A 22595-nucleotide genomic window follows, 5' to 3' on the forward strand; every position below is an offset into this window, starting at 1 on the left:
CGCCCGGACCGGCCGGTCAGCCGAAGAGGTGGTCGACCACCCTGGCCGTGGCCTTGCCGTCGTCGCGGGGGGCGAACGTGGCACGGAAGGCGTCGTAGCGGTCGGCGTTGGCGGCGGCCACCTGGTCGATCGACCGCAGTGCCTCGATCACCTCGGCCGACGTCGACAGCAGCGGGCCCGGGCCCTGCTCCGCCAGGTCGAGGTAGAGGCCCCGCTTGGCGGAGTATTTCGCCACGTCGTAGCCGTACAGGACGATCGGGCGGCCCGTGCTGGCGAAGTCGAACATGACGGACGAGTAGTCGGTCACCAGCACGTCGGTCACCAGCAACAGCTCGGCGATGTCCGGATAAGTCGTGACGTCGCGGGCGATCTCCGGCACGGCGGGCGCGGCCTGCATCGGGTGGGCGCGTACCAGGATCTCGTGGTCGGCGCCCAGCGCCTGGCGGGCCTTGGCCAGGTCGAGCTTGACCATGGCGTTCTTGCGGTCGTAGTCGCGGAAGGTCGGCGCGTAGAGCACCACGCGCTTGCCCTCGGCCAGCCCGAGGCGCTCGCGCACGGCCGCGGCGAGAGCGTCGCGGTCGGGCGAGTTGAGCAGGTCGTTGCGGGGCAGCCCGCCCTCCAGCACCTCGCCCTTGTAGCCGAACGCCTTGCGCAGCACCGGCGTGGCCCACGGCGACTGCGACAGCAGCAGGTCCCACCCGCGCACCTCGGCCGCCTGGCGGTGCCAGATGGGCGGCTTGGGGTCACGGTTCATGTGGGCCTGGTCGTTGCCGATGAACTTGGCCGGGGTGCCGTGCCAGGCCTGCACCACCACCTGGTCCTCGCGGGCGCGGAACCACACCGGCAGGAACGCGTTGGTGATGATGTGGCGCGACCTGGCCAGCGCCTCGTGGTGCTCGCGGCTGCCGGCGCGCACGACCGTCGCGCCGCCCGGCGGCACGAACGCGCCGTCCTTGACGATCCAGATGTGCTCGCGGTCGTCGCCCCGGCGCAGCCGCTCCTCGTAGACGGCGCGGATGCTGTCGGCGTAGAGGCGGCCGTCGTTGACGACGTAGACGGTGGACTCGCGCAGCGGCTCGGTGCGCTGGGCCGGGTAGAACACGCGGCGCAGCACGTGGGTGCCGGCCACGCCGCGCTCCTCGGCGGGCCTGTCCTCCTCGACCGTGATCACCGGCACGTCGAAACGCGTCGAGATCATGCGGAAGACGTGGCCGCCGATCGTGCGCGGGGCTTCGTCGAGCCCGGGCAGGGCCGCGTGGTCCATCCGCAGCGGCACGATCTCGCCGGACGGGTGGCGCAGCGACATGCTCCAGGTGCCGGAGGCCAGCGGCACCGGCTCGCCGAAGCGGTCCATCGCCCCGGGCTCCACGCGTACGGAGAACTCCGCGCCGGAGCGCTCCATCGGCAGCTGGTAGGACAGCCCGGACCGGTGGCGCAGCGTGAGCGTGCGCGGCCCCGGCGCGTCGGGATAGTCACCGCGCAGCACGAGCGCGGAGCCGTCCCAGACCGCCGAGGTGATCACCGGGCGGATGCGGTGGGCCGAGATCACGATCCGGTCGCGGCGGTCGCCCAGCACGGTGATCTCGCGGTCGCCCACCGTCGAGCGGGTCTCGGTGGAGTCGCCCAGCATGACGGAGGCCGCCGGGTCGCCCTTGGGCTCGACCCAGAGCCGCCGGCCGTCCTTCTCCTGCAGCAGCGCGGGCACGGCCAGGCCGACCACGACGTCGGTGCCGTCGCCCGACGGGGTGAAGTCGGCGGCGATGCGGTGGCCGCCGAGCCGGGCGTGGCCCTTGGTCACCGTGCGGCCGGGCAGGTTGATCTTCAGCTCCAGGCGCTCGCCGTCGAGCGTCACGCCGGTCAGCTCGGCCCGGTTGGGCTGGAGCACGACCTGCAGGGCGCGGTCGGACGTCCAGACCGGCCTGACCCACCAGCCCTGCTTGACGCGGAGCCCGGCGGGCCGCTCGGGACGGCCGATGGACGAGCCGCGCAGCAGGCCGGTCGCCAGCGCGCCACGGCTCCAGAACACGATCTCGGCGCGCCACGTCGTGGCGTCGGGCACCGACGGCCTGCGGCGCATGCGGCGGCGGGCCCCGGAGACGAACCCGCGCACGCCGCCGCGCCAGCGCAGCGACCACGGGCGCAGCTCGGCGGTGAAGCCGGACCAGTCGTAGTTGCAGCCGGGCTCGCGCGCGCCGTGGGTGGCCTCGGGGGCGAGCACCCGGCGGGTGCGCATGCGGATGGGCGGCAGCCAGCGCGGCCCGCGCAGCACCACGGTCGCCATGTTGAACCGGCGACTGCGAACGGAGAGCCCGGCGAGGTAGGCGAAGCCGGTGACGCGCAGCTTGCCGTCGACCCAGACGATGTCGTCGATGTGGGTGACCGGCGTCAGGTCGGCGCGGCGCAGGCGGTAGAGGTCGGTCGGCAGCTCGTCGCGCAGGGGCAGGTCGGCGTACCAGCGCAGGCCCTTGCGGATGCGCTGGGCCGGCTCGGCCGCGGCGGCCACCACCGAGGCGAGCGTCTCGCCCTCGACGAGCTCGTCGTCGGGGCGGTGCTCGATCAGGTGGCAGATGAGGCGACGGGCGACGGGCAGGTCGCGTTTGACGCGGGCGTCGACGCCCGCGAGGTAGGGGCGTACGAGGTCGAGCATCTCGCGACGGCGCGCGGGGCCGCGTTTGACCGCCAGGTCGATGCGGGCCCCGAGGGGACCGCTGAGGACCTCGCCGTCGAACGCGGCGTCGCGACCGCCGGGGCCGACCGCTCGCATGACCGCTTCGAGAGGCTCGCCACGATCGCACAGATCCTGGACAGCCTTCAGGCGGTCGGCGAGCGTATCGCCGCCCTGGCTTCGGGCTGTGACGCCGGTGGCCATGGGGAGGCACCGCCTTTCGGGCCGCCATCAGTGTTCAGCCCATGGTAATGGGAGTCACATGCGACGGAATCGCGGGTTCGCCGTAGGCGCAGGTCAGCGTCGTTACTGAAAATCGCCTGAACGCCCGTCCCAGCGTGCCTGGCGCATGTCCACCCGTTCGCCGCGCAGCGGAGTGCCCTCCTCGCGCCAGTGGGCCAGGCATTCCCGCAGGTGGTCGGGGGCGGCTCCGGTGCCGTCGGCGTGCACGACGCGCCACCACGGCACGCCGCCGCCCCAGGTGGCCATCACCTTGCCGACCTGGCGCGGGCCGCCCTCGCCGAGGTATTCGGCGATGTCGCCGTAGGCCATGACCTTGCCGGGCGGGATGCGCTCGACCAGGTCCAGCACCCGCTCGACGAAGGGGTTCACGGACTCCATGCCGTGGGGCCCGCGTCGATGATCTCGCCGAACTTGCCGAGCTCCGTCACGGCGCCGGCCGCCTCGACCTCCATGACGCCGTCGCGCAGGGTGTAGACCTCGCCGTCCTCGCCGACGAGCCGGGCGCCGAGGGCGGTGGACAGGCGCAGGAGCTGGGCCACCTGCCAGTCGGAGCCGGGCTCGCCGACCAGCTGGTCCCGCCATCGGGCCACGGGGTGCACGTCGCCGCCGTGCCCGATCACGATCTCGTCAGATCCGCGCAGCTCGAATCCGGCCGGCGCGATGGCCTTCGCAAGCTCCGCGAAGGCGAGTGGCGATTCCCGCACCACCCGCAGCTCGTATCCCATGACGCGCGACCATAGCGGATCTTTCACTCTTTTCGCTGATTGAGCAGGACGATGGCTCCGCAGAACATGGCGAGCGCCACCAGCACGCCGCCTCCGTACAGGCCCAACCGCAGCGGATCGGGCCCAGGACGGGTCGGCACGGGCGAGTCCTCGCCCTCCCCGAAGTGCTTGACGCCGGCCTCCACGCTGCGCTTGGCGCCGGTCAGCCGCGCGGCGGCGTTGAGCGCGGCGGCGGCGTCGACCACGCCGAAGCCGGTCTGGTCGTCGTATCCGGCGGCGGGCCCTCCCTTGGAGCCGGCCACGAGCGCCTGGGCGACCTGCTCGGGCGGCAGGGTGGGATGGCGCGACTTGATGAGCGCGGCCACGCCCGCCACGAGCGCGGCGGCCGAGCTCGTGCCCTCGGACAGCTCGTAGCCGCCGCCGCGCTTGACCACGGGCACCTCGACGCCCGGCGCGGAGACCAGCACCGACAGGTTGTCGCTGCTGAACGACGCCCTGCGGCCCTGCTTGTCGGTGGCCGCCACGCCGATGACCCCCGGGTATCCGGCCGGGAAGCTCCAGTAGGAGGTGCTCTTCTCCCTGGCGTACGCGGTCTGGCCGTCGTTGCCCACGGCGGCGACCAGCACGACGCCCTTGCCCAGCGCGTACGAGACGGCCTCGCGCTCGGACCTGAGCGGCCCGTACGAGCCGATGGACATGCTCACGACCTGGGCGCCGTGGTTGGCGGCGTAACGCAGTGCGCGGGCGAGCGGGCTGTCGGCGGCCGGGCCGTCCTCCTCCATGGGCGGCATGGAGAAGCCGGGCTCGTCGTCGATGGCCATGGGCAGCGACAGGATGCGCGCGGCGGGCGCGACGCCGACCAGCCCGTCGTCCTCGCCGGAGCCGGCGATGAGCCCCGCCATGGCGGTGCCGTGCCGGCCGGGCCGCACCTCGCGCTGCACGGCGCCCGCCGACATGTCGGGGCCGGAGCTGACGCGGCCCTTCAATTCCTTGACGTCGGGGTCCACGGCGCTGTCGACGACGGCGACGGTGACGCCCTCGCCCCTGGTCGACGCCCAGGCCTGCTCGACGTTGAGCGCGTCGAGCACCCACTTCTGCTGGTCTCTGACGGGGTCGGCGGCCGTGCCCGTGAACGCGAGGACGGCCGCCGTGACGAGGCGTACGACGGTCAGCACACGTTCCCCTGAGTGCAGGGCGGCACCTTCGGCGGGTCCGCGAGGAAGTAGGCGATCTGGTTGCCGATGGACTTGGCGGCCGGCCACAGCTCGCTGTGCAGGATCTCCTCCGGCGGGATCGCGGCGCGGGTGCGCCCGTCGGCGTAGCCGCCCGTCGAGAAGACGATGTACGGCCCAGCGCCCACCCAGCTGGTGCGCTGACGCTGGTCGGGGCCGAAGCGCGCGGTCACCGTCCCGGGGAAGGCGACCGGCAGCACGCCCACCCGGTCGTCCTGGGTGAGCTCGTCGGTCGCCGAGACCCTGGACTCCTCGTCCTCCAGCACGGCCACCCCGACCGTGAAGACGAACGAGGCCGTCTGGTCGATGTACGTCGCCCGCAGCAGCGTCCGGCAGCCGTACTCCCGCAGGATGCCGGCCACGGGGGCGTCCACGCCCTTGGCGCACTCGGTCTCGGGGGCGATGCCGACGCGGCGGGCGTACTGCTGGGCACGGTCGAGCCCGAAGTACTTCACCTCTTCGGGGAAGACGCCCGTGGCGGGCCAGGCCTGCCAGCGCCGGGCGATCTCCTCCTGCTTGTAGCGGTCCTGTTCGGCCGTGGTCAGCGGGCGGGAGCGGGTCTCGGCGAACAGGCCGACGGTGCCGAGCAGCACGACGACGGCCGACACCACGATGACGACGCTGAGCAGGGCCACGAACATGCGGCGGTAGCGCACCCCCTGCTGGAGGGAGGTGACCTCGGCGCGCTGCCGGGCGACCGTACGCGTATGGGAGTCGGCCGCCGGCCACGTGCGCACCCGCGGCCGGCGGCCGGGTGCGGCGCCGAGCGGATTGCGCCGCCCCTGGGCGGATCCTCCCCCGGCGCGCGGCAGCCCTCCTGCCGTCGTCCTACGGTTCTTCACCACCGCCTCGTTCCCGCGTCTCCGTCGCTCCCACTCCCGTGGGAAGTCGTCTATTTCGTCCCCCTTGATAGGCGGATCATGCGTCTTGTGACATCTGTGCCCGCCGTACCCGTCTGACCAGGACGAAGATGACGGACAGCGAGGCCAGCGCACCGGCTCCCGCCGCGGCGGAGATCGCCGTGTAGAGCGTGACGAGCCGGTCGTCCCGCACGATGACCGTGACCGGGCCCTCCTGCCCGCCGGCCAGCGGGCGGGCAGGGTCGTGGACGTCGGGGCCGGTCGCGGCCTCGGTGTGGCCGGCCAGCCGGGCCGCCTCGGTCAGGGCCCTGGCGGCGTTGACGACGCCGAAGCCGGTGGCGGTGTCGTAGCCGCCCGGGGGCCGGTCGGTGGCGCTGTCGGTCAGGGCCCGCGCCACCAACGTCGGCGACATGTCCGGATATTCAGCCTTGATGAGGGCGGCAACGCCCGACACGAGGGCGGTCGCCTGGGACGTGCCGCGGCCCACCCAGTACTCGTCGCCCGGCCCGGCGCCCATGATGTCCACGCCGGGCGCGGCCACCAGCACCGAGGAGTTCCAGTTGGAGAACGTCGCCCGCCGCAGCCGCCGGTCGGTCGCCCCGACGGAGACGACCCCGGGGAAGGCGGCCGGGTAGGAGTAGGGGGCGAAGGCGCCGTCGGTCTTCCTGTCGCCTTCGTTGCCCGCGGCGGCGACCAGCACGACGCCCCTGGAGATGGCGTAGCGGATGGCCGCACGCTCCTCCCGGGTCGCCAGCTGCTTGGAGATCGACATGTTGATGACGTCTGCTCCCTCGTCGACCGCGTAGCGGATGCCGCGGGCCACCACGTTCTCGAAGCGCTCGTCGGAGTTGAACTCCCGGAACCCCGGCTCCTCGTCCTCCAGGATGACCCTCACCGACAGTACGTCCGCTTCGGGCGCGACGCCGATGATCCCCCGTTTTCCTCCAGGCCCGTGACCGTGCCCGGCGATCAGCGAGGCCATGTACGTGCCGTGCAACCTGCTCGGACCCGTGCCGGGCGGGTTTGCGCCCTCGGTGAAATCTTTACCGACGCGTACCGAGCCGGCCAGGTCGCGGTGGCGCGGGTCGACACCCGAGTCGAGCACGGCCACCGTCACCCCGGCGCCCTTGCTGGTGCGCCACGCCTCGGTGAGCCGCAGCGTCTTGATCACCGCCCGCTGCCCGCCGCGTACGTCGTCGGCCTGCGCGGGCGGGGCCGTGAACAGCAGCACGCCCGCCAGCGCGACGCCCATCCCGAACCGGCTCAGCACTGCCACTCCCGCGAGGTGCAGTCGGGCATCCGCGGCGTGCTCAGCCTGGTGAGGACCCGCTCGGAGATCTCGGTGCCGAAGGCGAAGATCGCGGGTCGCGGCTCGCTCGCCGCGTCCGCCGGCCGCCCGTCCACCTGACCCGCCGTGGTCAGCACGAGGTACGGCCCCGCCTGGCGTACCGACCCCGACTGGCGGACGTCGGCGGCGAACCGGTCGGCGACCGTGCGGGGGAAGGCGAGCGGGCGCAGGCCGGGCACGGGCCTGCCGCCACCGGCGAAGGCCGCCTTGGCGCGTACGGCGCTCAGCTCGTCAGGAAATGCCGCCACGCCGATGGTGACGAGGACGCCGCGCAGCGCGTCGATGTACGTCGCTCGCAGCACGCCCTTGCACCCGGCCCGGCGCAACGCCCTGGCCGCCGCGGCGTCCACCGCGTCCTCGCACGAGGTGTGCGGCGAGATGCCGATCCGGCCGGCACGTTCGCGCCCGCCCTGCTCGGCGGAGTACGGCAACGTGGCGGGGAAGACGCGGCCCGCGGGCCAGTTGCGCCAGCGTCCGGCGATCTCCCGCTCGGCCGCCGCGTGCAGCTCGGCCGTGCTCGGGCCACGGGTCAGCTCGGTGCCCGCCGCGCTGCCCGCGACTCCGGCGGCCACCGCGCAGACCAGAGTCAGCGCGGAGGCCGCCACGAGCGTGGGCCACGGGCGGGCGGAGTTCACCGGTCTGACCCCCTGACAGAGAACCTGCGCGTCTGACCGCCGCCCGTCGTGCTTCCCGCAAGACCCCGGCGGCAGTCCTCAGCGCAGATTTTTCCCTGCGGACCAGGGGAGCATCCCCCCATCCGCGTCAGTAGGAGGGCAGGCTCGGATCGATGGTCTTGACCCAGCTCAGCACGCCGCCGCCCACGTGGACGGCGTCGGAGAAGCCGGCGTTCTTGACGATCGCGAGAGCCTCGGCCGAGCGGGCGCCCGACTTGCAGTGGAGCACGATCTTCTTGTCCTGCGGCAGCCTCTCCAGGGCCGAGCCGTTGAGGAACTCGCCCTTCGGGATCAGCGTGGCGCCGGGGATGTTGACGATGTCGTACTCGTTGGGCTCGCGGACGTCGACGAGGAAGATGTTGTCGCCGCGGTCCTGCATCGCCTTGAGCTCCTGCGCGGTGATCGTGGAGCCGGTGGCGGCCTCGGCGGCCTCGTCGGAGATCGCGCCGCAGAACGCCTCGTAGTCCTCGAGCAGCTCGGTGACCGTCGGGTTCTTGCCGCACAGCACGCACTCGGGGTCCTTGCGGACCTTGACGTCGCGGTACTTCATCTCCAGGGCGTCGTAGATCATCAGCCGGCCGACCAGCGGGTCGCCGATGCCGGTCAGCAGCTTGATGGCCTCGTTGACCTGGATGGAGCCGATCGACGCGCACAGCACGCCCAGCACGCCGCCCTCGGCGCACGACGGCACCATGCCGGGAGGCGGGGGCTCGGGGTAGAGGCAGCGGTAGCAGGGCCCGTGCTCGGCCCAGAAGACGCTCGCCTGACCGTCGAAGCGGTAGATCGAACCCCAGATGTAGGGCTTGCCGAGCAGCACAGCGGCGTCGTTCACCATGTAACGCGTGGCGAAGTTGTCGGTGCCGTCGACGATGAGGTCGTAGCCCGAGAAGATCTCCATGACGTTCTCGGTGGTCAGCGCCGTGTTGTGGAGCACGACGTCGACGTACGGGTTGATCTCGCGGACCGACGCGGCGGCGCTCTCCGCCTTCAGCTTGCCCACGTCGGACTGACCGTGGATGATCTGGCGCTGCAGGTTGGACTCATCGACGACGTCGAAGTCGATGATGCCGAGGGTGCCGACACCCGCCGCCGCGAGATACATCAGCGCGGGCGAGCCCAGGCCCCCGGCGCCGACACACAGCACCTTGGCGTTCTTCAGCCGCTTCTGCCCCGCCATACCCACATCGGGAATGATCAGGTGGCGCGAGTAGCGGCGCACTTCGTCGACGGTCAGCTCTGGAGCCGGCTCGACCAGCGGTGGCAACGACACGTTCTACGCTCCCGTTTTCAGGGGGTCTTATCTCCAGTTGAAACCTAGCCGGGCAGTGGGGCATTCCCCAATCGCGTCTCACCGATCAGACGGCGCGCCTCGGCGGCCACGACCTGCGGCATCTCCATCATCGCCACATGTCCCGCGGTCGGCAGCAGCACCAGCCGCACCTGGCGGAACGCGCGGTGGGCCTTCCTGGCCATCGCCGGCCGGACCAGGCGGTCGTGGCGGCCGTGGACGATCAGCGCGGGCGCCTGGACCTTCTCCGCCTGGTGCCACAGGTTGTCCTCACCGCGGCGGAAGTACTCGGCCACGATGCCGCGCGCCGAGGCGACCATGGCCTGCCCGGCGTGCGGCAGGCCGTCGCGCCTGCGTTGCTCCTCGATGGCGTCCTTCAGCCGCATGGGGTGGACGGCCTCCATGTTGGCCCAGACCATGGCGAACGACGCCTGTATGCGCTGCTCGACCGGCAGCATGCGCAGGTGGTCCGCCACCCATTCGCCCAGCATGGGCACGGCGGCGGCGGCCACGCGGACGGGGCCGTACCTCGGCAGCAGGTCGGGCAGGGCCGGGGAGATGAGCGTGAGCGTGCGCACGAGGTCGGGACGGCTCGCGGCGACCCGGACGGCGACCGCGCCGCCGAGCGAGTTGCCGAACAGGTGGGCCGGGCCCGTCTGCTCCAGCAGGCCGACCACCGCCCGCGCGTGGGCGGGGACGGAGTAGTCGCCGTCGTCGGGCGCGGGCGAGAATCCGGCGCCGGGAAGGTCGAGCGCGTGCCCCTGGACGGTGTCCTTGAGCTCGTCCATGAGGTCGGTCCAGTTGGTCGCCGCCCCGGCCAGCCCGTGCACGAACACCGCCTGCTCCGCGGGACCCCCGGGGGTCGATCGCACGTGCACCGAGCCGATCATGCGTCCTGGCCAGTGCGGGATCGGCTCCGCCATCATGGGTCCTCCTCCTCGCTCTCGCGTACGCCTCTTCCCGGTTCCCACACGATAATCATCGTCGCCGGCCACTCTCGGATTCCCCCACCTGGTACGACGGCCTCATCTCTCCGACATTACGGACATCACCCCCAGGCACTGCAAATCACCCCACCATGATCGACGTCGTTCGCGGCCCCTTCTCCTGGGCTTCTGCTCCGCGTCACCGGGCGATGGCCGGGGACGGACAGGGTGCGTCCATGCGCAAACCCCTTCTCATGGCCGCGGCGATCGCCGCCGCCCTGGCCGGCGGCCTCGCCGCACCCGGCACGGCCGGCGCCGCGTCCCGCCCCGGGCCCTCCTTCACGTTCGCGCTGCTCGGCGACACCCCGTACGGCGAGGCGCAGGAAGCCGCGTTCCCCGCCCTGGTCGACGACGTCGACTCCGACCCGGACGTCCGGCTCGTCCTGCACGCGGGAGACGTGAAGAGCGGCTCGACCTCCTGCGACGACGCGCACCTGACCGCGACGGCGAAGCTGTACCGGACGTTCGACGACCCGTTCGTGCTGACGCCCGGCGACAACGACTGGACCGACTGCCACCGCGTCGCGGCGGGCGGCTTCCTGCCCACCGAGCGACTGGAGGCCGTCCGCCGGATCTTCTATCCCGTCCCCGGGCGCACGATCGGCGGCCGGGCGATGAAGGTCGAGACCCAGGCCGCCGACCCGAGGCACCGTGACTACGTCGAGAACGTGCGCTTCACCGAGAAGGGCGTCGTCTTCGCCACGGCGCACGTGGTGGGCAGCTCCAACGGCCTGGCGCCCTGGAACGAGCTGCCCGGCGGCGACCTGCCGGAGCCGCGCACGGCCGAGTACGAGGCGCGCGAGGCCGCCGCGCTCGACTGGATCGACGCGGCCTTCGACACCGCCCGGCGCACCCGCGCGCCGGGCGTGCTGCTCATGCTGCAGGCCGAACCCGTGCAGGCCGCCGGGTTCACCGAGATCCGCGAGCGCATCGTGGAGCACGCTCGCGCGTACGGCAAGCCGGTGCTGCTGGTGCACGGTGACGAGCACGTGCAGGAGGTGGAGCCGGGCTACGCGGGGGTGCCGAACCTGACACGGCTGGAGACGTTCGGCGACACCGCGAGCCAGTGGTTGCGGGTGACCGTCGAGCCGAAGTCGCCCCAGGTCTTCTCATGGGAGCAGCGGACCGTACCGGCACCCGTACAGGCGCACTGACACCCCGGGTGCGCCGCGGGCTGCGGCGCACCCCCGGCCGTCGACTGTCCGGCCGATAAGCGCGGATTTAGCGGCGCATACCGCGACATAGAGGCCTAAGCGATCTCTTGACACGCCATGATCACGGCAAAACCTGTCGTATGCCGTTTATGGCGACCATGGCCGGAAAGCATGACTCCAGCGGCACCCAGCGTAACGTCGTCGGCACTCACCGCAATGAGCGGCACAGGCCGGCGATCGATTCGTCGCCGGGGGCCGCATTTTCGCGGAAGGCATTTCTCCGGAGCGGCCGCCCCTGGCGCGCACCGGGGTAAATGGCGGACGCCGCCGTACCCCATGACGAGACGTCGCGCGATTTTCGCGCGCGGGCCAGAAATGGCGGCGCCGTCACGCGTCCGCGCGCTTTCGCATTTTCGGAGCAGTACGTACGGGCGCCACGGCCTTCACCTTTCCGACGTGTATTCGACAGGCCAGGTCGAGGCCGTTCAGGCCCCGTCGAGCCCCCGTGCATTTGCGCCCTAATCGGACATATCATGGCATTTCGCGAGATAGATCTTTAAGCCAAGCAATAAGACTCCTAATGCATAGCAAAATGGAGTGATTCCCGTTTGCTGGGTCGCATCCCCGGAAATGACATCAACCGGATGGCTCACCGTAGCCGCCCAAAACCCGGAAACGTCGAGAACGGGGCAATCGTCCTTTAGGGGGAAAACGCAATGCCCAAGCTCAAGAGTGTTATCGCAGGTCTCGCCTTCACCACCGCGATGACCGGCGGCGTGATCGCCGGCGGCACCGCCTCCGCCACACCGGTCTCCAACGCGCCCGTCGTCATGAACGACGACTTCGGCGACGACTTCGACAACGGCTTCGGCTTCAACCGCCACCACTTCCACCACCAGGGCCGTCACCACAAGTGTGGTCGGCACCACCATGGCGGCTGGGGCGGCGGGGGCGGCTGGGGCCGTCGCTCGCACCGCAACGACCACGTCTGCATCGTCGTGCGGAACCACAACTTCAACGACAACCAGGACCTTCGTCGTCACCGTCGCGACCACCGCCACGACCACCACAACCACCTCGACCCGGCGCTCCTCGGCCGCTGATGATCCAGTCCGTGCGTTGACAGCGCAGGAATGAGTGCTCGCCTTCTCTGATGGTCGTCGCCGCCCGACAGGGGTACGGTTTCGCGGCCGACGGTGAATTCCGGGCTCTCGCGGATGGGCCGCGTCGAGAACAAGGCGCGGTCCGTCCTGAGATTCATCCATCCTCGTCTCCACGGCATTTCGGAGGGCTCCGCCGGCATTTACGCCGGCGGAGCCCTCGTCATGTCGTTTCACGGTCGATCCGTGGAGGCGGGGATTTTCGCATGCCCGGGTTTCGACACCCGTGCCGGTCGGACTTCCTCACGGGCCCCGGCCGGCAAGGCCGGCGTTTTCGAGCGAAAGTCTTCATGGCGCGGAATGGTGTCGGTTAAGACAGCACAAATACCGTTTGCGGCGGTTCTGTCCGGTTATATCCATTGTGCGGACGGTTGGTTATCAATCGTCCACCGTATTGCTCCGGATAACGACCGGTGGGCCCGCCGGTCATCTTTTTCGGAGAGGTGCGGAGTATCGGGCAATCGATCCTTTAGGGGGAAGGCAATGCCCACGTTCAAGACTCTTCTCGCAGGTCTCGCCATCAGCACGGCGATGACCGGAGCAGCGGTTGCCGGCGCCGGCGCCATGACGACGGCCGAAGCCAGCACGACCACCAAGGTCGGTGCGGCGACCGCTCCGGTCGTGGCCTCGGGCAGGTGCCACAGAATCCGTCGCTGCGGCTGGGGTGGCTGGGGCCGTCGCCACCACCGTCACCACAACCGTGTCAACGTCCGGGTCGACAACTTCAACTTCAACAACAACCAGCACCGTGAGCACCGCCGCCACGACGACTTCTTCAAGGACGACTGGGACTGGTAAAGAGTCGACGCCACCGCCCGATAGGCGGTGGTGAGCCGGTGGCGTCAGGATCCGCGCCACCGAGGAGTCCGTTCAAGCGATGAACTCCGACAGCCCATGAGTGCCCGTATTCACCGGAGACCCGCCTCCACGAGGCGACCCGCTGAATACGGGCACTCTTCACGTTCGCCGCCCTGGTCGGCCGCCCACCGCGCCCCTAACGGCGCCGCGATCCGCGTATGAACTGCTCGACGGCGGTCTCCACGATCCCGTCGAGCAGTTCCGGCGCCACCAGCTTCCCGTTCATCAGTGTGGCGATGCCCTGCAGCGTCGCGAACAGCACGACCCCCACGCGCTGCGGATCACCGGGCTCCAGCACTCCCCGTGCCTGTCCCTGCGCGATCAGGTCGTGCATCAGGCCGAACGGCGCGGCGGCGGCCGCGACGAGCCGGTCGGCGCCCTCGCGATGCTTGCCGGCGAACATCAGCTCCAGCAGCGCCGCGTCCTCGGTGGCGAACCGCAGATAGGCCGCCGCGATGGCGTGCAGGCGCGGCTCGAACTCCTCGCCCGCGGCGGCGAGCGCCGTGCGCAACTCCTTGTCCAGCCGGGCGAACCCGGTCTCGGCGAGCGCGTCCAGCAGCGCCTGACGGTCCGCGAAGTGCCGACGCGGCGCGGCGTGGCTGACGCCGGCCTCGCGGGCCAGCTCACGCAGCGAAATCTGGTCGGCGCCGTGCCGGCGCAGGCTGCGTTCGGCGACGGCGAGCAGGGTCGCACGAAGGTTTCCGTGATGGTACGCGGGCATGGCACTCATCGTAGCCGAGATGTTGTCGTTGACAGCATTGTTGTCGATGCATACATTGTTGATCATGACAACATTCACCGCCGCGCACATCCCGGACCTGACCGGCCGCACCGTCGTCATCACCGGCGCGAACAGTGGCATCGGCCGAGCCGCCGCCCGCGCGCTCGCCGCCAGAAGCGCCCGTGTCGTGCTCGCCGTCCGCGACCCTGCCAAGGGCCGCGCCGCCGCCGCGACCATCACCGGCGACACCGTCGTGCGGCGGCTCGACCTCGCCGACCTCTCGTCGGTCCGCGCGTTCGCCGACGACTTCACCGAGCCGATCGACGTGCTGATCAACAACGCCGGCCTGATGATCCCGCCGCCCGGCCGTACCGCCGACGGCTTTGAGCTGCAGTTCGGCACCAACCACCTGGGACACTTCGCGCTCACGAACCTGCTGCTGCCACGGATCAGGAAACGGGTGGTCACGGTCTCCTCCACCGGGCACCGCAGGGGCGCGATCGACTTCGGCGACCTCAACTGGGAACGCCGGCCCTACCGGGCGTTCGCCGCGTACGCGCAGTCGAAGCTGGCCAATCTGCTGTTCACCGCGGAGCTGCAGCGCCGCCTCACCGAGGCCGGCTCTCCGGTGCTCGCGACCGCCGCGCACCCTGGCATGGCGGCCACCGATCTCCTCGGGCACCTCGACCACGAGCGCTCTTCGCTGCACCGGCTCCGTACGACCGTCATCAGCCGCTTCTCGCAGAGCGACGACGACGGCGCCCTGCCCACGCTCTACGCGGCGGTGGCGGACGTCCCAGGCGGCGGCTACGCCGGCCCGGGCGGCTTGCTGCAGGGGCGCGGTGCGCCGAAGCTCGTCAGCCGGTCGAGGACCGCCCGGGACGCCGCACTCGCCCGTCGCCTGTGGACGGCCTCCGCGGAACTGACCGGCGTCACATTCCCGGCGGCCGCGACGGACGCCATGATGAAGTGACGCGACCACGGCCGGCGCACGGCACGGCGGAGCCCCAGGGCCGCGCCGCTGAAGGAACTGGACGGCCTGGGGCTTGCCCGGACATGAAGATGCCCGCATTCATCGGGCAGCCTCCTGGCGAAGGCGGGTTGCCGATGAATGCGGGCACTTTATGGGCTTGGTCGGAGTTCATCGCCTGGGCGGACTCCTCGGTGGCGCGGATCCTGACGCCACCGGCTCACCACCGCTCATCGCGGTGGCGTTCGCTCTTTACCAGTCCCAGTCGCCGAAGTCGTCGCCGTGGTGGCGGTGATGACGGCGGTCGTCGTTGTTGTTGACGTTGTGGTTGATGACAACGACCTTGATGCGCTTCTGGTGGTGGTGACGGCGCCAGCCGCCCCAACCCCCACGTCGCCAGCCCCAGCCGCAGCGGCGGACCTTGTGGCACCTGCCACTGGTCACGACCGGAGCGGTCGCCGCGCCGATCTGTGTCGCGCTGGCTTCGGCCGTCGTCATGGCGCCGCCGCCGGCGACCGCTGCGCCGGTCATGGCCGTGCTGATGGCGAGACCTGCGATGAGTGTCTTGAGCGTGGGCATTGCGCTTACCCCCTAAAGGATCGATTGCCCGATACTCCACGCCTCTCCTCAATCGCTTTTTCGGGGAGGCGCGGCGGACGATTAGTAACCAATCATCCGCACTATGGGTATAACCGGACAGAACGACCACAAACGGCAATTGCCCTCTCTTAGCCTATATCAGGCATCATCCTGACAAATTGCCGCTCGCGCCCCGCCGAGAACGGCCCAGAAAGAATCCGGGCATGCCAAGGTCCTCGCCTCCACGGTCAGCCGTAAAACGACATGACAAGGGCTCCGCCGGCGCCAATGCCGGCGGAGCCCTTGTCGCATACCGCAGAGACGAGGAGAAATGGATGTCGGGACGGGCCGCGCCTTGTTTCGACGCGGCCCGCCCCCTAAAGCTCGGCATTCACCGTCGGCCGTGAAACCGCACCCCCCATTGGGCAGCGACGGCCATCAAGGAAAGCGAGCATTCATTTCTGCGCCATCAACTCACGGACCGGTTCACTCCGTGACGGTGTCCTCGAGGACCGGCTCCGTCACGCGCACCATGTTGGGGTTCCAGCGGTGGTGGTCGTGCCGACGGTGCTCGCTCTGGTGCAGCCGCGGGTTCCGGTTGTGGTTGAAGTTCTCGATGATGATCCGCAGGTGCTTGCGCTCGTGACGGTGGTGGCGACGGCCCCAGCCGCCCCAGCCGCAGCGCCGCGCGCGGAAGCACCCGTGGCCGGCGAGGACCGACGTACCGGCGCCGACCTTGGTGGTGGTGGTGGCGGCGGCGCCGGTGGTGGTCGTGGCCGCGCCGGCGACCAGGGTGCCCCCGGCCATGGCGGTGCTAAGGGCGAGCCCTGCGATGACACTCTTGAGCTTGGGCATTGCGCTTTCCCCCTAAAGGATCGATTTGCCCCGTACTCCACTTTTCTCGTTGCCCTGAGAAAAGGTCTTGGATGGCCACTGAAAAGCCATCCGGTAAGTGTCTTTTCCGGCACTGTGGGTGGGCAAACAGCAATCTCCCCATTTTGCTATGCATTAGCAATGCTATTGCTCGCATTAAACATTTATAGAGTGGATTAGCATGATTTATCCCGAAATGTCCTATTTGATGATCGCCGACGAGTCGGAAAAGCGCGCCGGCACCTCCGTCACTCCCAGCGGAACAGCCGTACGGCCAGCCCCGAGAACAGCACCAGCCCGGCCGCCATCACCGCCAGATGCGGCAGTTGCGGCCATTCCCCCGCCCACGTGTCCCGCATGGCGTTCACGAACGGACCGACCACCGAAAAATCGCTGATCACGCGCAACGCCTCCGGCATGACCTCGCGCGGAATCCACATGCCGGCCACGAACAGCAGCGGGAACATCGAGATCGACCCGATGGTGGACGCGGTGGTGCCGTTCGGCGCGACCGCGGCGATCACCAGACCCAGCGCCAGCATCGCGGCGGCGCCCAGCAGGAAGACCAGCACGAAGCCGAACACCTGGGCCGGGAGCTGCGAGCCGAGCACCAGCCACCCGGAAAGGATCACCACGACGGCCGCGATCGAGGCGACGACCAGGTTGAGCGCCAGCTGCGCGCCGAGCAGCCGCGCGGGGTTCACGGGCGTGGTCGACATCCTGCGCAGCACACCCCTTTCCCGGTACGTGGCCAGCGCGTTCGGCAGCACCGTGAACGACGCCGTCAGCAGCGCCAGCAGGATCATCTGCGCGGGCAGCTGCGCGTCCACGACCCGCTCGCCGCCCAGATTCGGATCGGCCTTGCGCAGGTCGGGGATCTGCCCCAGGAGCAGCAGCAGGGCGACGGGGAGCGCCAGCGCGAGCAGGGTGGCGACCCAGTCGCGCAGGAGCAGCTTCGTCTCGACGACCATGATCTTCTTCATGCGAGCTTCCTTCCGGTGAGTGCGACGAACGCGTCGTCGAGCGAGGCCTGCTCGACGCGCAGGTCTCCAGGGACGATCCGCCGCTCGGCCAGCGCGAGCGTGACGACGGCGGCCAGGTTGCCGGTGCCGGTCACGACGACCTGCTCACCTGTGCGCCTGACGTCCGCGACCTCGGGCAGGGCCAGCAGCACGGCGTCGTCGACGGGGACGGAGGGCCGGAAGCTCAGGCGCTGCTCGCCGCCCACCCGTCCGATGAACCCGGCGGGCGAGTCGACGGCGACGACCCGGCCCGCGTCGATGAGCGCGATCCGGTCGCAGAGCCGTTCGGCCTCCTCCATGAAGTGCGTGACGAGCACGATCGTCACGCCGGAGTCGCGCACCTGCTCCACCAGCTGCCAGGTGTCACGGCGGGCCTGCGGGTCGAGGCCGGTGGTCAGCTCGTCGAGCACCGCGACGCGCGGCCTGCCGACGAGCGCGAGCGCGACGGACAGGCGTTGCCGCTGGCCGCCGGAGAGCTTGCCGAACGCGCTGTCCCGCTTGGGGCCCAGCCCGACGCGTTCCATGAGCTCCCGCCAGTCGGCGGGGTCGGGGTAGAAGGAGGCGTACAGGTCGAGCGCCTCCCAGACCTTGATCTGCTCCGGCAGCGCGGCGCTCTGCAGCTGGACGCCCAGCACGCGGCGCAGGGCGTCGCCCTCGGTGACGGGGTCGAGGCCGGCGACGCGCACCGTGCCGCCGTCGGGGACACGCAGCCCCGACACGCACTCCACGGTCGTCGTCTTGCCCGCGCCGTTCGGCCCGAGGATGCCGAAGATCTCACCAGCGCGGACGTCGAACGACACGTCGTCCACCGCCACGTGGTCCCGGTAGCGCTTGTGGAGGTTCTGGACCTCGATCACGTTCATGCTTCGACGCTAGAGACGCGCGCGCCGGCGCAGAATCGTGCTGGATCCCGGAAGGGGTGTACCTAGGTACAGAAGCGGCGACCCTCAGGCCGACTTGCGGGCCTTCCGCTTGGCGGGGGCCTTCTCCTCGGCCTTCTCCTGAGCCTTCTCCTCGGCCTTCTCGTCGTCCTTGGCCTTCTTGCCGCCGGCCGCCCGCTTGGGCTTGGCCTGCGGCCGGCCGGCGCCCTCGCGCTCCCGCTTGGCCGCCTCGACGCTGGCCCGCAGCGCGGCCATGAGGTCGACCGCCGGGCCGGCCTCCTCTTCCTCGCGGGCCGGGACGACCTCCTTGCCCGCCACCTTGGCCTCGATCACCTGCTGCAGCGCCTCGCGGTAGGTGTCGTGGTACTCGCTCGCGTCGAAGTCCGACTCCATGGTGCTGATCAGGGACTCGGCCATCTTGAGCTCCTGGGCGCGCACCTCGATGTCCTCTTCGAGGAAGGCGAAGTCGGGCGTGCGGATCTCGTCCGGCCACAACATGGTCTCCAGGACGAACACGCCGTCCCTGACCCTGAGCGTGGCCAGCGACTCCCGCTGGCGCAGCGCCACCTTCACCACCGCGACCTGACCCGAGCTCTCCAGCGCGTCGCGCAGCAGCACGTACGGCTTCGCGCCCTGCGCGTCCGGCTCCAGGTAGTACGACTTGGCGAAGTAGATGGGGTCGATCTGCTCCGCGGGCGTGAACTGCAGCACGTCGATCCGGCGGGAGGTGCTCAGCGGCAGGTCCTCGAAGTCCTCGTCGGAGAGCACGACGACCTCGCCGCTCGCCAGCTCGTAGCCCTTGGCGATGTCCGCGTACGGGACCTCCTCGCCGTCGACCGTGCACACGCGCTTGTAGCGGATCCGGCCACCGTCCTCCCGGTGCACCTGGTGGAACGTGACATCCTTCTGCTCGGTGGCCGAGTAGAGCTTGACCGGGATGGTGACCAGCCCGAAAGAGATCGCACCCTTCCAGATGCTGCGCATAGGTCACCCCTCATGCTCTCGATGGCCCGCCAAAGGGGCACATACCCGTCATGGGGCAACCAATGCCATACCCGGTCGAACCCATGCTGGCCGTAGCAGGGGAACTACCCGCCGACCGTGATCGGTACGGCCTGGAAGTCAAGTGGGACGGCATCCGCGCCCTCGTCCATCTCGACGGCGGGATGAGGGTGACAGGACGCCACGGCGTGGAGTACACCCGCCGCTACCCCGAAATTTCTGGGTTCGGCATCAAGAACGCCATCATCGACGGCGAAGTCGTCGCGCTCGACCCCCACGGCAGGCCCAGCTTCATCCGCCTCCAGCACCGCATGCACCTGACCGACCCCGACCCGGCCATGCTGCGGCTCTACCCGGTCACGTACATGCCGTTCGACCTGCTCTACCTCGACGGCATGCCGCTGTTCGACCTGACCTACCGCGACCGCCGGGCGCTGCTCGACGAGCTGGACATCGGCGCGCCCCCGTACTTCCCGGGCGCGTCCGACCTGCTCACGGCCACGTACGAACAGGGGCTGGAAGGCGTGGTTGCCAAACGGCTGGACTCCCCTTACCGGCCGGGCACGCGGTCGCCCTGGTGGATCAAAGTGAAGAACCTGACCGCGCGCGAGGTCGTCATCGGCGGCTGGAAACCCGGCAAAGGCCGCCGTTCAGGCGGCATCGGCTCGCTGGTCATGGGGGTGTTCACGCCGGCCGGCCTGACGTACGTCGGCCACGTGGGCACGGGCTTCACCGACACCGCCCTGGACGATCTGTACGAGGCCCTGCGGCCCCTGGAGATCCGCCACAGCCCCTTCTCCAACCAGGTTCCGTGGCGGAATCGGTGGGTTAGGCCCGATCTGGTCGGGGAGGTGGCCTACACGATGTGGACGGACGAGCAACGACTGCGGCACCCCGTGTGGCGCCGCCCGCGCCCCGACAAGCTCCCCGCGGAGGTGACGCTGTGAAAGTGCCGGTCAAGGTGGACGGGCGCGAGCTGACACTGAGCAACCTCGACAAGGTCCTCTACCCCGACTACGGCTTCACCAAGGCCGAGGTCATCGACTACTACAGCCGCATCGCCCCCGTCCTGCTCCCGCACCTGCGTGGCCGCCCCCTGACCGTCAAGCGCTACCCGAACGGCGTCACCGGCCAGTCGTTCTTCGAGAAGAACGCCCCGGAGCACACCCCGGACTGGGTCAGGCGGGTGAACCTGCCCGCCCCCGGCAGCACCAAGAACCGCGAGACCATCGACTTCGCCGTGGTGGAGGACCTGCCGACGCTCGTCTACTACGCCAACCTGGCCGCCCTCGAACTGCACGTGCCCCAGTGGCGGGTGGATGACGACGGCCGGGCCCAGCCGCCCGACACCCTCGTGTTCGACCTCGACCCGGGGCCGCCTGCGACGATCGTCGAGTGCTGCCGGGTGGCGCTGCGGCTGCGCGAGGTCCTGGAGGCCGACGGGCTGACCGCCGTGCCGAAGACCAGCGGCAGCAAGGGCATGCAGCTGTACGCCGACTGGGACTGCCGCGAGGAGCCGTCGGCGTACGCCAAGAGGCTGGCGCAGCTCCTCGAGAAGGAGAATCCCGAAGAGGTCGTCAGTGTGATGACGAAGAAGGCGCGACCTGGCAAGGTGTTCATCGACTGGAGTCAGAACAACCCGGCCAAGACCACCGTCGCGCCCTACTCGCTGCGGGCACGCGAGCGGCCCACGGTCTCCACTCCGCTGACGTGGAAGGAGGTCGAGGGCTGCGAACGCGCCGAAGACCTCGTCTTCGCGGCGCCGGACGTGCTCGCCAGAGTGGAGAAGCGTGGCGACCTTTTCAGCCGGGCGTAGGCTGGGTGCGTCCACACCAGAAGGGGGACCGATGATGTCGGAGATGGACGTTCGCGGGGACGAGGGCTCCTACGACGAGGAGTCGGGTGAGCTGTCGATCGAGGCTCCGGAGGCCGACGCCGCCGAGCAGCACCGCGAGATGCTCCAGACGGTCGGACGACTGCGCAGGGAGTTGCCGTTCGACGCCGATCCCGCCGACGCGGCCGACCAGGACCGGGTGGTGGATCTCGACGACGACGACTACCGCTGAGCCCGGCGGTGGTGCTGACCTGCGTAAAGGAGACTCACCGTTGACGGGTGCCGCTGTGGCGCGGCCTACCCGCACGTAGGATGTCCGCACTGCCCGCTGAGAGACCAATGGAGACCCGCGTGACCGCAACCCCGGATGCCAAGCCCCGGGGCACCCGGCTGCCCCGCCTAGCCCGCCGCCGGCAGTTGCTGAGCGCCGCGCAGGAAGTGTTCGTGGAGAACGGCTACCACGCGGCCGCCATGGACGAGATCGCCGACCGGGCGGGTGTCAGCAAGCCGGTGCTCTACCAGCACTTCCCCGGCAAGCTTGAGCTCTATCTGGCGCTGCTCGACCTGCACGTCGACGACATGGTCAACCGCTGCAGGGAGGCCCTGGCCTCCACGCAGGAGAACAAACTGCGCGTGCAGGCCACGTTCAGCGCGTTCTTCGACTTCGTCTCCACGCAGGGCGAGGCGTTCCGCCTGGTCTTCGAGTCCGATCTGCGCAACGTCGCGCCCGTGCGGCAGCGGATGGAGCGGTCCCTGCGCGAGTGCGCCGAGATGGTCAGCGTCCTCATCCAGGAGGACACCGGCTGCACCAGCGACGAGGCCCACCTCCTCGGCGTCGGCCTGGTCGGCATGGCCGAGGTCAGCGCCCGTTACTGGGTCACCACGCACGGCTCGATCCCCAAGGACGCGGCCGAGCAACTGATGGCCCGCCTCGCCTGGCGCGGCATCAGCGGTTTTCCGCGTACGGCATAACCCGTTCGCTGGGCGCGATCATCGCGTCATCGGGGGTCATGGCGCGCCACGATGGAGGTGAGCCAGCCCGTCGACTAGGGAGCCCACGATGGAAGTCAAGATCGGCGTACGCTCAGTACACCGCGAACTCGTTGTCGAGACCGACCTGTCCGCTGATCAGGTCGAAGAGCAGATCAGAGAAGCCCTGGCGGTCAACGGCGGCGTGTTCGCGCTGACCGACACGAAGGGCAGGAGGATCGTGGTGCCGGTGGCGTCGCTCGGCTTCGTCGAGATCGGCGAGGACGAGGCCCGCCCAGTCGGCTTCGGCGGCACCCTCTGACACCGGCCCGGCAGGGTACGGCGCACCCCGCCGTACCCTGCCGGCGTCGTCTCCCGCCCGGCCCGTACGGCTCCCGAAGAGACGGGCGCTCCCGTGCGGCAGGCGGTCCGTACGGCTCCCGGCCGCGCACGGAAGGCGCACCCGCCTGATCCCTACGATTCCCGGCCGCGTAGGCGCACCCGCCCGATCCCTACGGCTCCCGCGTACGCGCGTGAGTGGATCAGGCGGG

General features: G+C 70.1%; 24 protein-coding genes. 9 read left to right on the forward strand and 15 right to left on the reverse strand.

From position 1 onward, the window contains the following. Window positions 1-16: 16 nt before the first annotated feature. The 9 genes from ACIBP6_RS42430 to ACIBP6_RS42470 form a co-directional block, all read right to left on the reverse strand. Window positions 17-2764, reverse strand: a complete 2748-nt coding sequence (locus ACIBP6_RS42430) for a CDP-glycerol glycerophosphotransferase family protein (protein WP_397060348.1) — start codon at window positions 2762-2764, stop codon at window positions 17-19. A 207-nt stretch (window positions 2765-2971) separates the two neighbouring features. Then, complete coding sequence (locus ACIBP6_RS42435; RefSeq protein WP_397060350.1) at window positions 2972-3286, reverse strand: MGMT family protein; 315 nt, start codon at window positions 3284-3286, stop codon at window positions 2972-2974. After that, window positions 3274-3633, reverse strand: coding sequence for a hypothetical protein (locus tag ACIBP6_RS42440; protein ID WP_132611806.1), 360 nt, complete (start codon window positions 3631-3633; stop codon window positions 3274-3276). The genes ACIBP6_RS42435 and ACIBP6_RS42440 overlap by 13 nt, the downstream gene beginning before the upstream one ends. A 23-nt stretch (window positions 3634-3656) precedes the next feature. Continuing rightward, the gene (locus tag ACIBP6_RS42445; protein ID WP_397060352.1) at window positions 3657-4808 is read right to left on the reverse strand and encodes a S8 family serine peptidase; all 1152 of its coding nucleotides are present in this window, start codon (window positions 4806-4808) and stop codon (window positions 3657-3659) included. Further along, window positions 4802-5707, reverse strand: a complete 906-nt coding sequence (locus tag ACIBP6_RS42450) for a hypothetical protein (RefSeq protein WP_397060354.1) — start codon at window positions 5705-5707, stop codon at window positions 4802-4804. The genes ACIBP6_RS42445 and ACIBP6_RS42450 overlap by 7 nt, the downstream gene beginning before the upstream one ends. A 76-nt stretch (window positions 5708-5783) precedes the next feature. Continuing rightward, a complete protein-coding gene (gene mycP / locus ACIBP6_RS42455) occupies window positions 5784-6995 on the reverse strand; it encodes a type VII secretion-associated serine protease mycosin (protein ID WP_397060356.1) in 1212 nt (403 codons plus the stop codon). Further along, window positions 6989-7708 (reverse strand): hypothetical protein, encoded by a 720-nt coding sequence (locus ACIBP6_RS42460; protein WP_397060358.1) that lies wholly within the window; start codon window positions 7706-7708, stop codon window positions 6989-6991. Before ACIBP6_RS42460 ends, mycP begins: the two co-directional genes overlap by 7 nt. A 127-nt stretch (window positions 7709-7835) precedes the next feature. After that, the gene (gene moeZ, locus ACIBP6_RS42465; protein ID WP_397060360.1) at window positions 7836-9017 is read right to left on the reverse strand and encodes an adenylyltransferase/sulfurtransferase MoeZ; all 1182 of its coding nucleotides are present in this window, start codon (window positions 9015-9017) and stop codon (window positions 7836-7838) included. A gap of 44 nt (window positions 9018-9061) precedes the next feature. Continuing rightward, entirely contained in the window at window positions 9062-9961 is a 900-nt protein-coding gene (locus tag ACIBP6_RS42470) for an alpha/beta fold hydrolase (RefSeq protein ID WP_397060362.1), read from the reverse strand. Between the two features lie 236 nt (window positions 9962-10197). Here ACIBP6_RS42470 and ACIBP6_RS42475 point away from each other — a divergent pair, with 236 nt between their 5' ends. The 3 genes from ACIBP6_RS42475 (at window position 10198) to ACIBP6_RS42485 (ending at window position 13133) form a co-directional block, all read left to right on the forward strand. After that, window positions 10198-11175, forward strand: coding sequence for a metallophosphoesterase (locus tag ACIBP6_RS42475; protein ID WP_397060364.1), 978 nt, complete (start codon window positions 10198-10200; stop codon window positions 11173-11175). A gap of 716 nt (window positions 11176-11891) precedes the next feature. Further along, window positions 11892-12278 carry a hypothetical protein gene (locus ACIBP6_RS42480; RefSeq protein WP_397060365.1) on the forward strand — a complete coding sequence of 129 codons (387 nt, stop codon included), beginning with the start codon at window positions 11892-11894 and terminating at the stop codon, window positions 12276-12278. A gap of 540 nt (window positions 12279-12818) precedes the next feature. Then, entirely contained in the window at window positions 12819-13133 is a 315-nt protein-coding gene (locus ACIBP6_RS42485; protein ID WP_397060367.1) for a hypothetical protein, read from the forward strand. A gap of 196 nt (window positions 13134-13329) precedes the next feature. On the opposite strand, the gene ACIBP6_RS42490 is transcribed toward ACIBP6_RS42485, so the two are convergent. Further along, window positions 13330-13914 (reverse strand): TetR/AcrR family transcriptional regulator, encoded by a 585-nt coding sequence (locus ACIBP6_RS42490; RefSeq protein WP_397060369.1) that lies wholly within the window; start codon window positions 13912-13914, stop codon window positions 13330-13332. Between the two features lie 64 nt (window positions 13915-13978). Between ACIBP6_RS42490 and ACIBP6_RS42495 the strand changes: the two genes are divergently transcribed. After that, on the forward strand, window positions 13979-14887 hold the full coding sequence (locus tag ACIBP6_RS42495; protein WP_397060371.1) for an oxidoreductase: 909 nt from the start codon (window positions 13979-13981) through the stop codon (window positions 14885-14887). Window positions 14888-15136: 249 nt separating this feature from the next. On the opposite strand, the gene ACIBP6_RS42500 is transcribed toward ACIBP6_RS42495, so the two are convergent. The 5 genes from ACIBP6_RS42500 to ku form a co-directional block, all read right to left on the reverse strand. Then, entirely contained in the window at window positions 15137-15463 is a 327-nt protein-coding gene (locus tag ACIBP6_RS42500; protein WP_397060372.1) for a hypothetical protein, read from the reverse strand. A 486-nt stretch (window positions 15464-15949) separates the two neighbouring features. Then, a complete protein-coding gene (locus ACIBP6_RS42505) occupies window positions 15950-16318 on the reverse strand; it encodes a hypothetical protein (RefSeq protein ID WP_397060374.1) in 369 nt (122 codons plus the stop codon). A gap of 266 nt (window positions 16319-16584) precedes the next feature. Further along, window positions 16585-17319, reverse strand: a complete 735-nt coding sequence (locus tag ACIBP6_RS42510; RefSeq protein WP_397060376.1) for an ABC transporter permease — start codon at window positions 17317-17319, stop codon at window positions 16585-16587. Next, window positions 17316-18221: an ABC transporter ATP-binding protein gene (locus ACIBP6_RS42515; protein WP_397060378.1), complete on the reverse strand. Its 906-nt coding sequence runs from the start codon at window positions 18219-18221 to the stop codon at window positions 17316-17318. Before ACIBP6_RS42515 ends, ACIBP6_RS42510 begins: the two co-directional genes overlap by 4 nt. Before the next feature lie 84 nt (window positions 18222-18305). Beyond that, window positions 18306-19223, reverse strand: a complete 918-nt coding sequence (ku, locus tag ACIBP6_RS42520; RefSeq protein WP_132611782.1) for a non-homologous end joining protein Ku — start codon at window positions 19221-19223, stop codon at window positions 18306-18308. 83 nt (window positions 19224-19306) lie between these two features. On the opposite strand from ku, the gene ligD (ACIBP6_RS42525) reads away from it, so the two are divergent. From ligD (ACIBP6_RS42525) to ACIBP6_RS42545, 5 genes are all read left to right on the forward strand, one after another. Continuing rightward, window positions 19307-20188 carry a non-homologous end-joining DNA ligase gene (gene ligD, locus ACIBP6_RS42525; protein WP_397060380.1) on the forward strand — a complete coding sequence of 294 codons (882 nt, stop codon included), beginning with the start codon at window positions 19307-19309 and terminating at the stop codon, window positions 20186-20188. After that, entirely contained in the window at window positions 20185-21057 is an 873-nt protein-coding gene (gene ligD, locus ACIBP6_RS42530; protein ID WP_397060382.1) for a non-homologous end-joining DNA ligase, read from the forward strand. Before ligD (ACIBP6_RS42525) ends, ligD (ACIBP6_RS42530) begins: the two co-directional genes overlap by 4 nt. 43 nt (window positions 21058-21100) lie before the next feature. Continuing rightward, window positions 21101-21307 (forward strand): hypothetical protein, encoded by a 207-nt coding sequence (locus ACIBP6_RS42535; RefSeq protein WP_111184499.1) that lies wholly within the window; start codon window positions 21101-21103, stop codon window positions 21305-21307. Window positions 21308-21426: 119 nt separating this feature from the next. Further along, window positions 21427-22047: a TetR/AcrR family transcriptional regulator gene (locus tag ACIBP6_RS42540; protein WP_165969699.1), complete on the forward strand. Its 621-nt coding sequence runs from the start codon at window positions 21427-21429 to the stop codon at window positions 22045-22047. An 88-nt stretch (window positions 22048-22135) separates the two neighbouring features. After that, window positions 22136-22366, forward strand: coding sequence for a DUF3107 domain-containing protein (locus tag ACIBP6_RS42545; RefSeq protein ID WP_132611774.1), 231 nt, complete (start codon window positions 22136-22138; stop codon window positions 22364-22366). Window positions 22367-22595 lie beyond the last annotated feature (229 nt).

This window comes from Nonomuraea terrae, from assembly GCF_044465245.1.
GTDB lineage: Bacteria > Actinomycetota > Actinomycetes > Streptosporangiales > Streptosporangiaceae > Nonomuraea > Nonomuraea terrae.

What these genes read in the sequence shown, in the direction of transcription:
- ACIBP6_RS42430 (WP_397060348.1), bottom strand. Translation starts at nt 2,764, where the DNA reads ATGCGAGCGGTCGGCCCCGGCGGTCGCGACGCCGCGTTCGACGGCGAG.
- ACIBP6_RS42435 (WP_397060350.1), bottom strand. Translation starts at nt 3,286, where the DNA reads ATGGAGTCCGTGAACCCCTTCGTCGAGCGGGTGCTGGACCTGGTCGAG.
- ACIBP6_RS42440 (WP_132611806.1), bottom strand. Translation starts at nt 3,633, where the DNA reads ATGGGATACGAGCTGCGGGTGGTGCGGGAATCGCCACTCGCCTTCGCG.
- ACIBP6_RS42470 (WP_397060362.1), bottom strand. Translation starts at nt 9,961, where the DNA reads ATGATGGCGGAGCCGATCCCGCACTGGCCAGGACGCATGATCGGCTCG.
- ACIBP6_RS42475 (WP_397060364.1), top strand. Translation starts at nt 10,198, where the DNA reads ATGCGCAAACCCCTTCTCATGGCCGCGGCGATCGCCGCCGCCCTGGCC.
- ACIBP6_RS42480 (WP_397060365.1), top strand. Translation starts at nt 11,892, where the DNA reads ATGCCCAAGCTCAAGAGTGTTATCGCAGGTCTCGCCTTCACCACCGCG.
- ACIBP6_RS42485 (WP_397060367.1), top strand. Translation starts at nt 12,819, where the DNA reads ATGCCCACGTTCAAGACTCTTCTCGCAGGTCTCGCCATCAGCACGGCG.
- ACIBP6_RS42490 (WP_397060369.1), bottom strand. Translation starts at nt 13,914, where the DNA reads ATGCCCGCGTACCATCACGGAAACCTTCGTGCGACCCTGCTCGCCGTC.
- ACIBP6_RS42495 (WP_397060371.1), top strand. Translation starts at nt 13,979, where the DNA reads ATGACAACATTCACCGCCGCGCACATCCCGGACCTGACCGGCCGCACC.
- ACIBP6_RS42500 (WP_397060372.1), bottom strand. Translation starts at nt 15,463, where the DNA reads ATGCCCACGCTCAAGACACTCATCGCAGGTCTCGCCATCAGCACGGCC.
- ACIBP6_RS42505 (WP_397060374.1), bottom strand. Translation starts at nt 16,318, where the DNA reads ATGCCCAAGCTCAAGAGTGTCATCGCAGGGCTCGCCCTTAGCACCGCC.
- ACIBP6_RS42510 (WP_397060376.1), bottom strand. Translation starts at nt 17,319, where the DNA reads ATGAAGAAGATCATGGTCGTCGAGACGAAGCTGCTCCTGCGCGACTGG.
- ACIBP6_RS42515 (WP_397060378.1), bottom strand. Translation starts at nt 18,221, where the DNA reads ATGAACGTGATCGAGGTCCAGAACCTCCACAAGCGCTACCGGGACCAC.
- ku (WP_132611782.1), bottom strand. Translation starts at nt 19,223, where the DNA reads ATGCGCAGCATCTGGAAGGGTGCGATCTCTTTCGGGCTGGTCACCATC.
- ligD (WP_397060380.1), top strand. Translation starts at nt 19,307, where the DNA reads ATGCTGGCCGTAGCAGGGGAACTACCCGCCGACCGTGATCGGTACGGC.
- ACIBP6_RS42535 (WP_111184499.1), top strand. Translation starts at nt 21,101, where the DNA reads ATGGACGTTCGCGGGGACGAGGGCTCCTACGACGAGGAGTCGGGTGAG.
- ACIBP6_RS42545 (WP_132611774.1), top strand. Translation starts at nt 22,136, where the DNA reads ATGGAAGTCAAGATCGGCGTACGCTCAGTACACCGCGAACTCGTTGTC.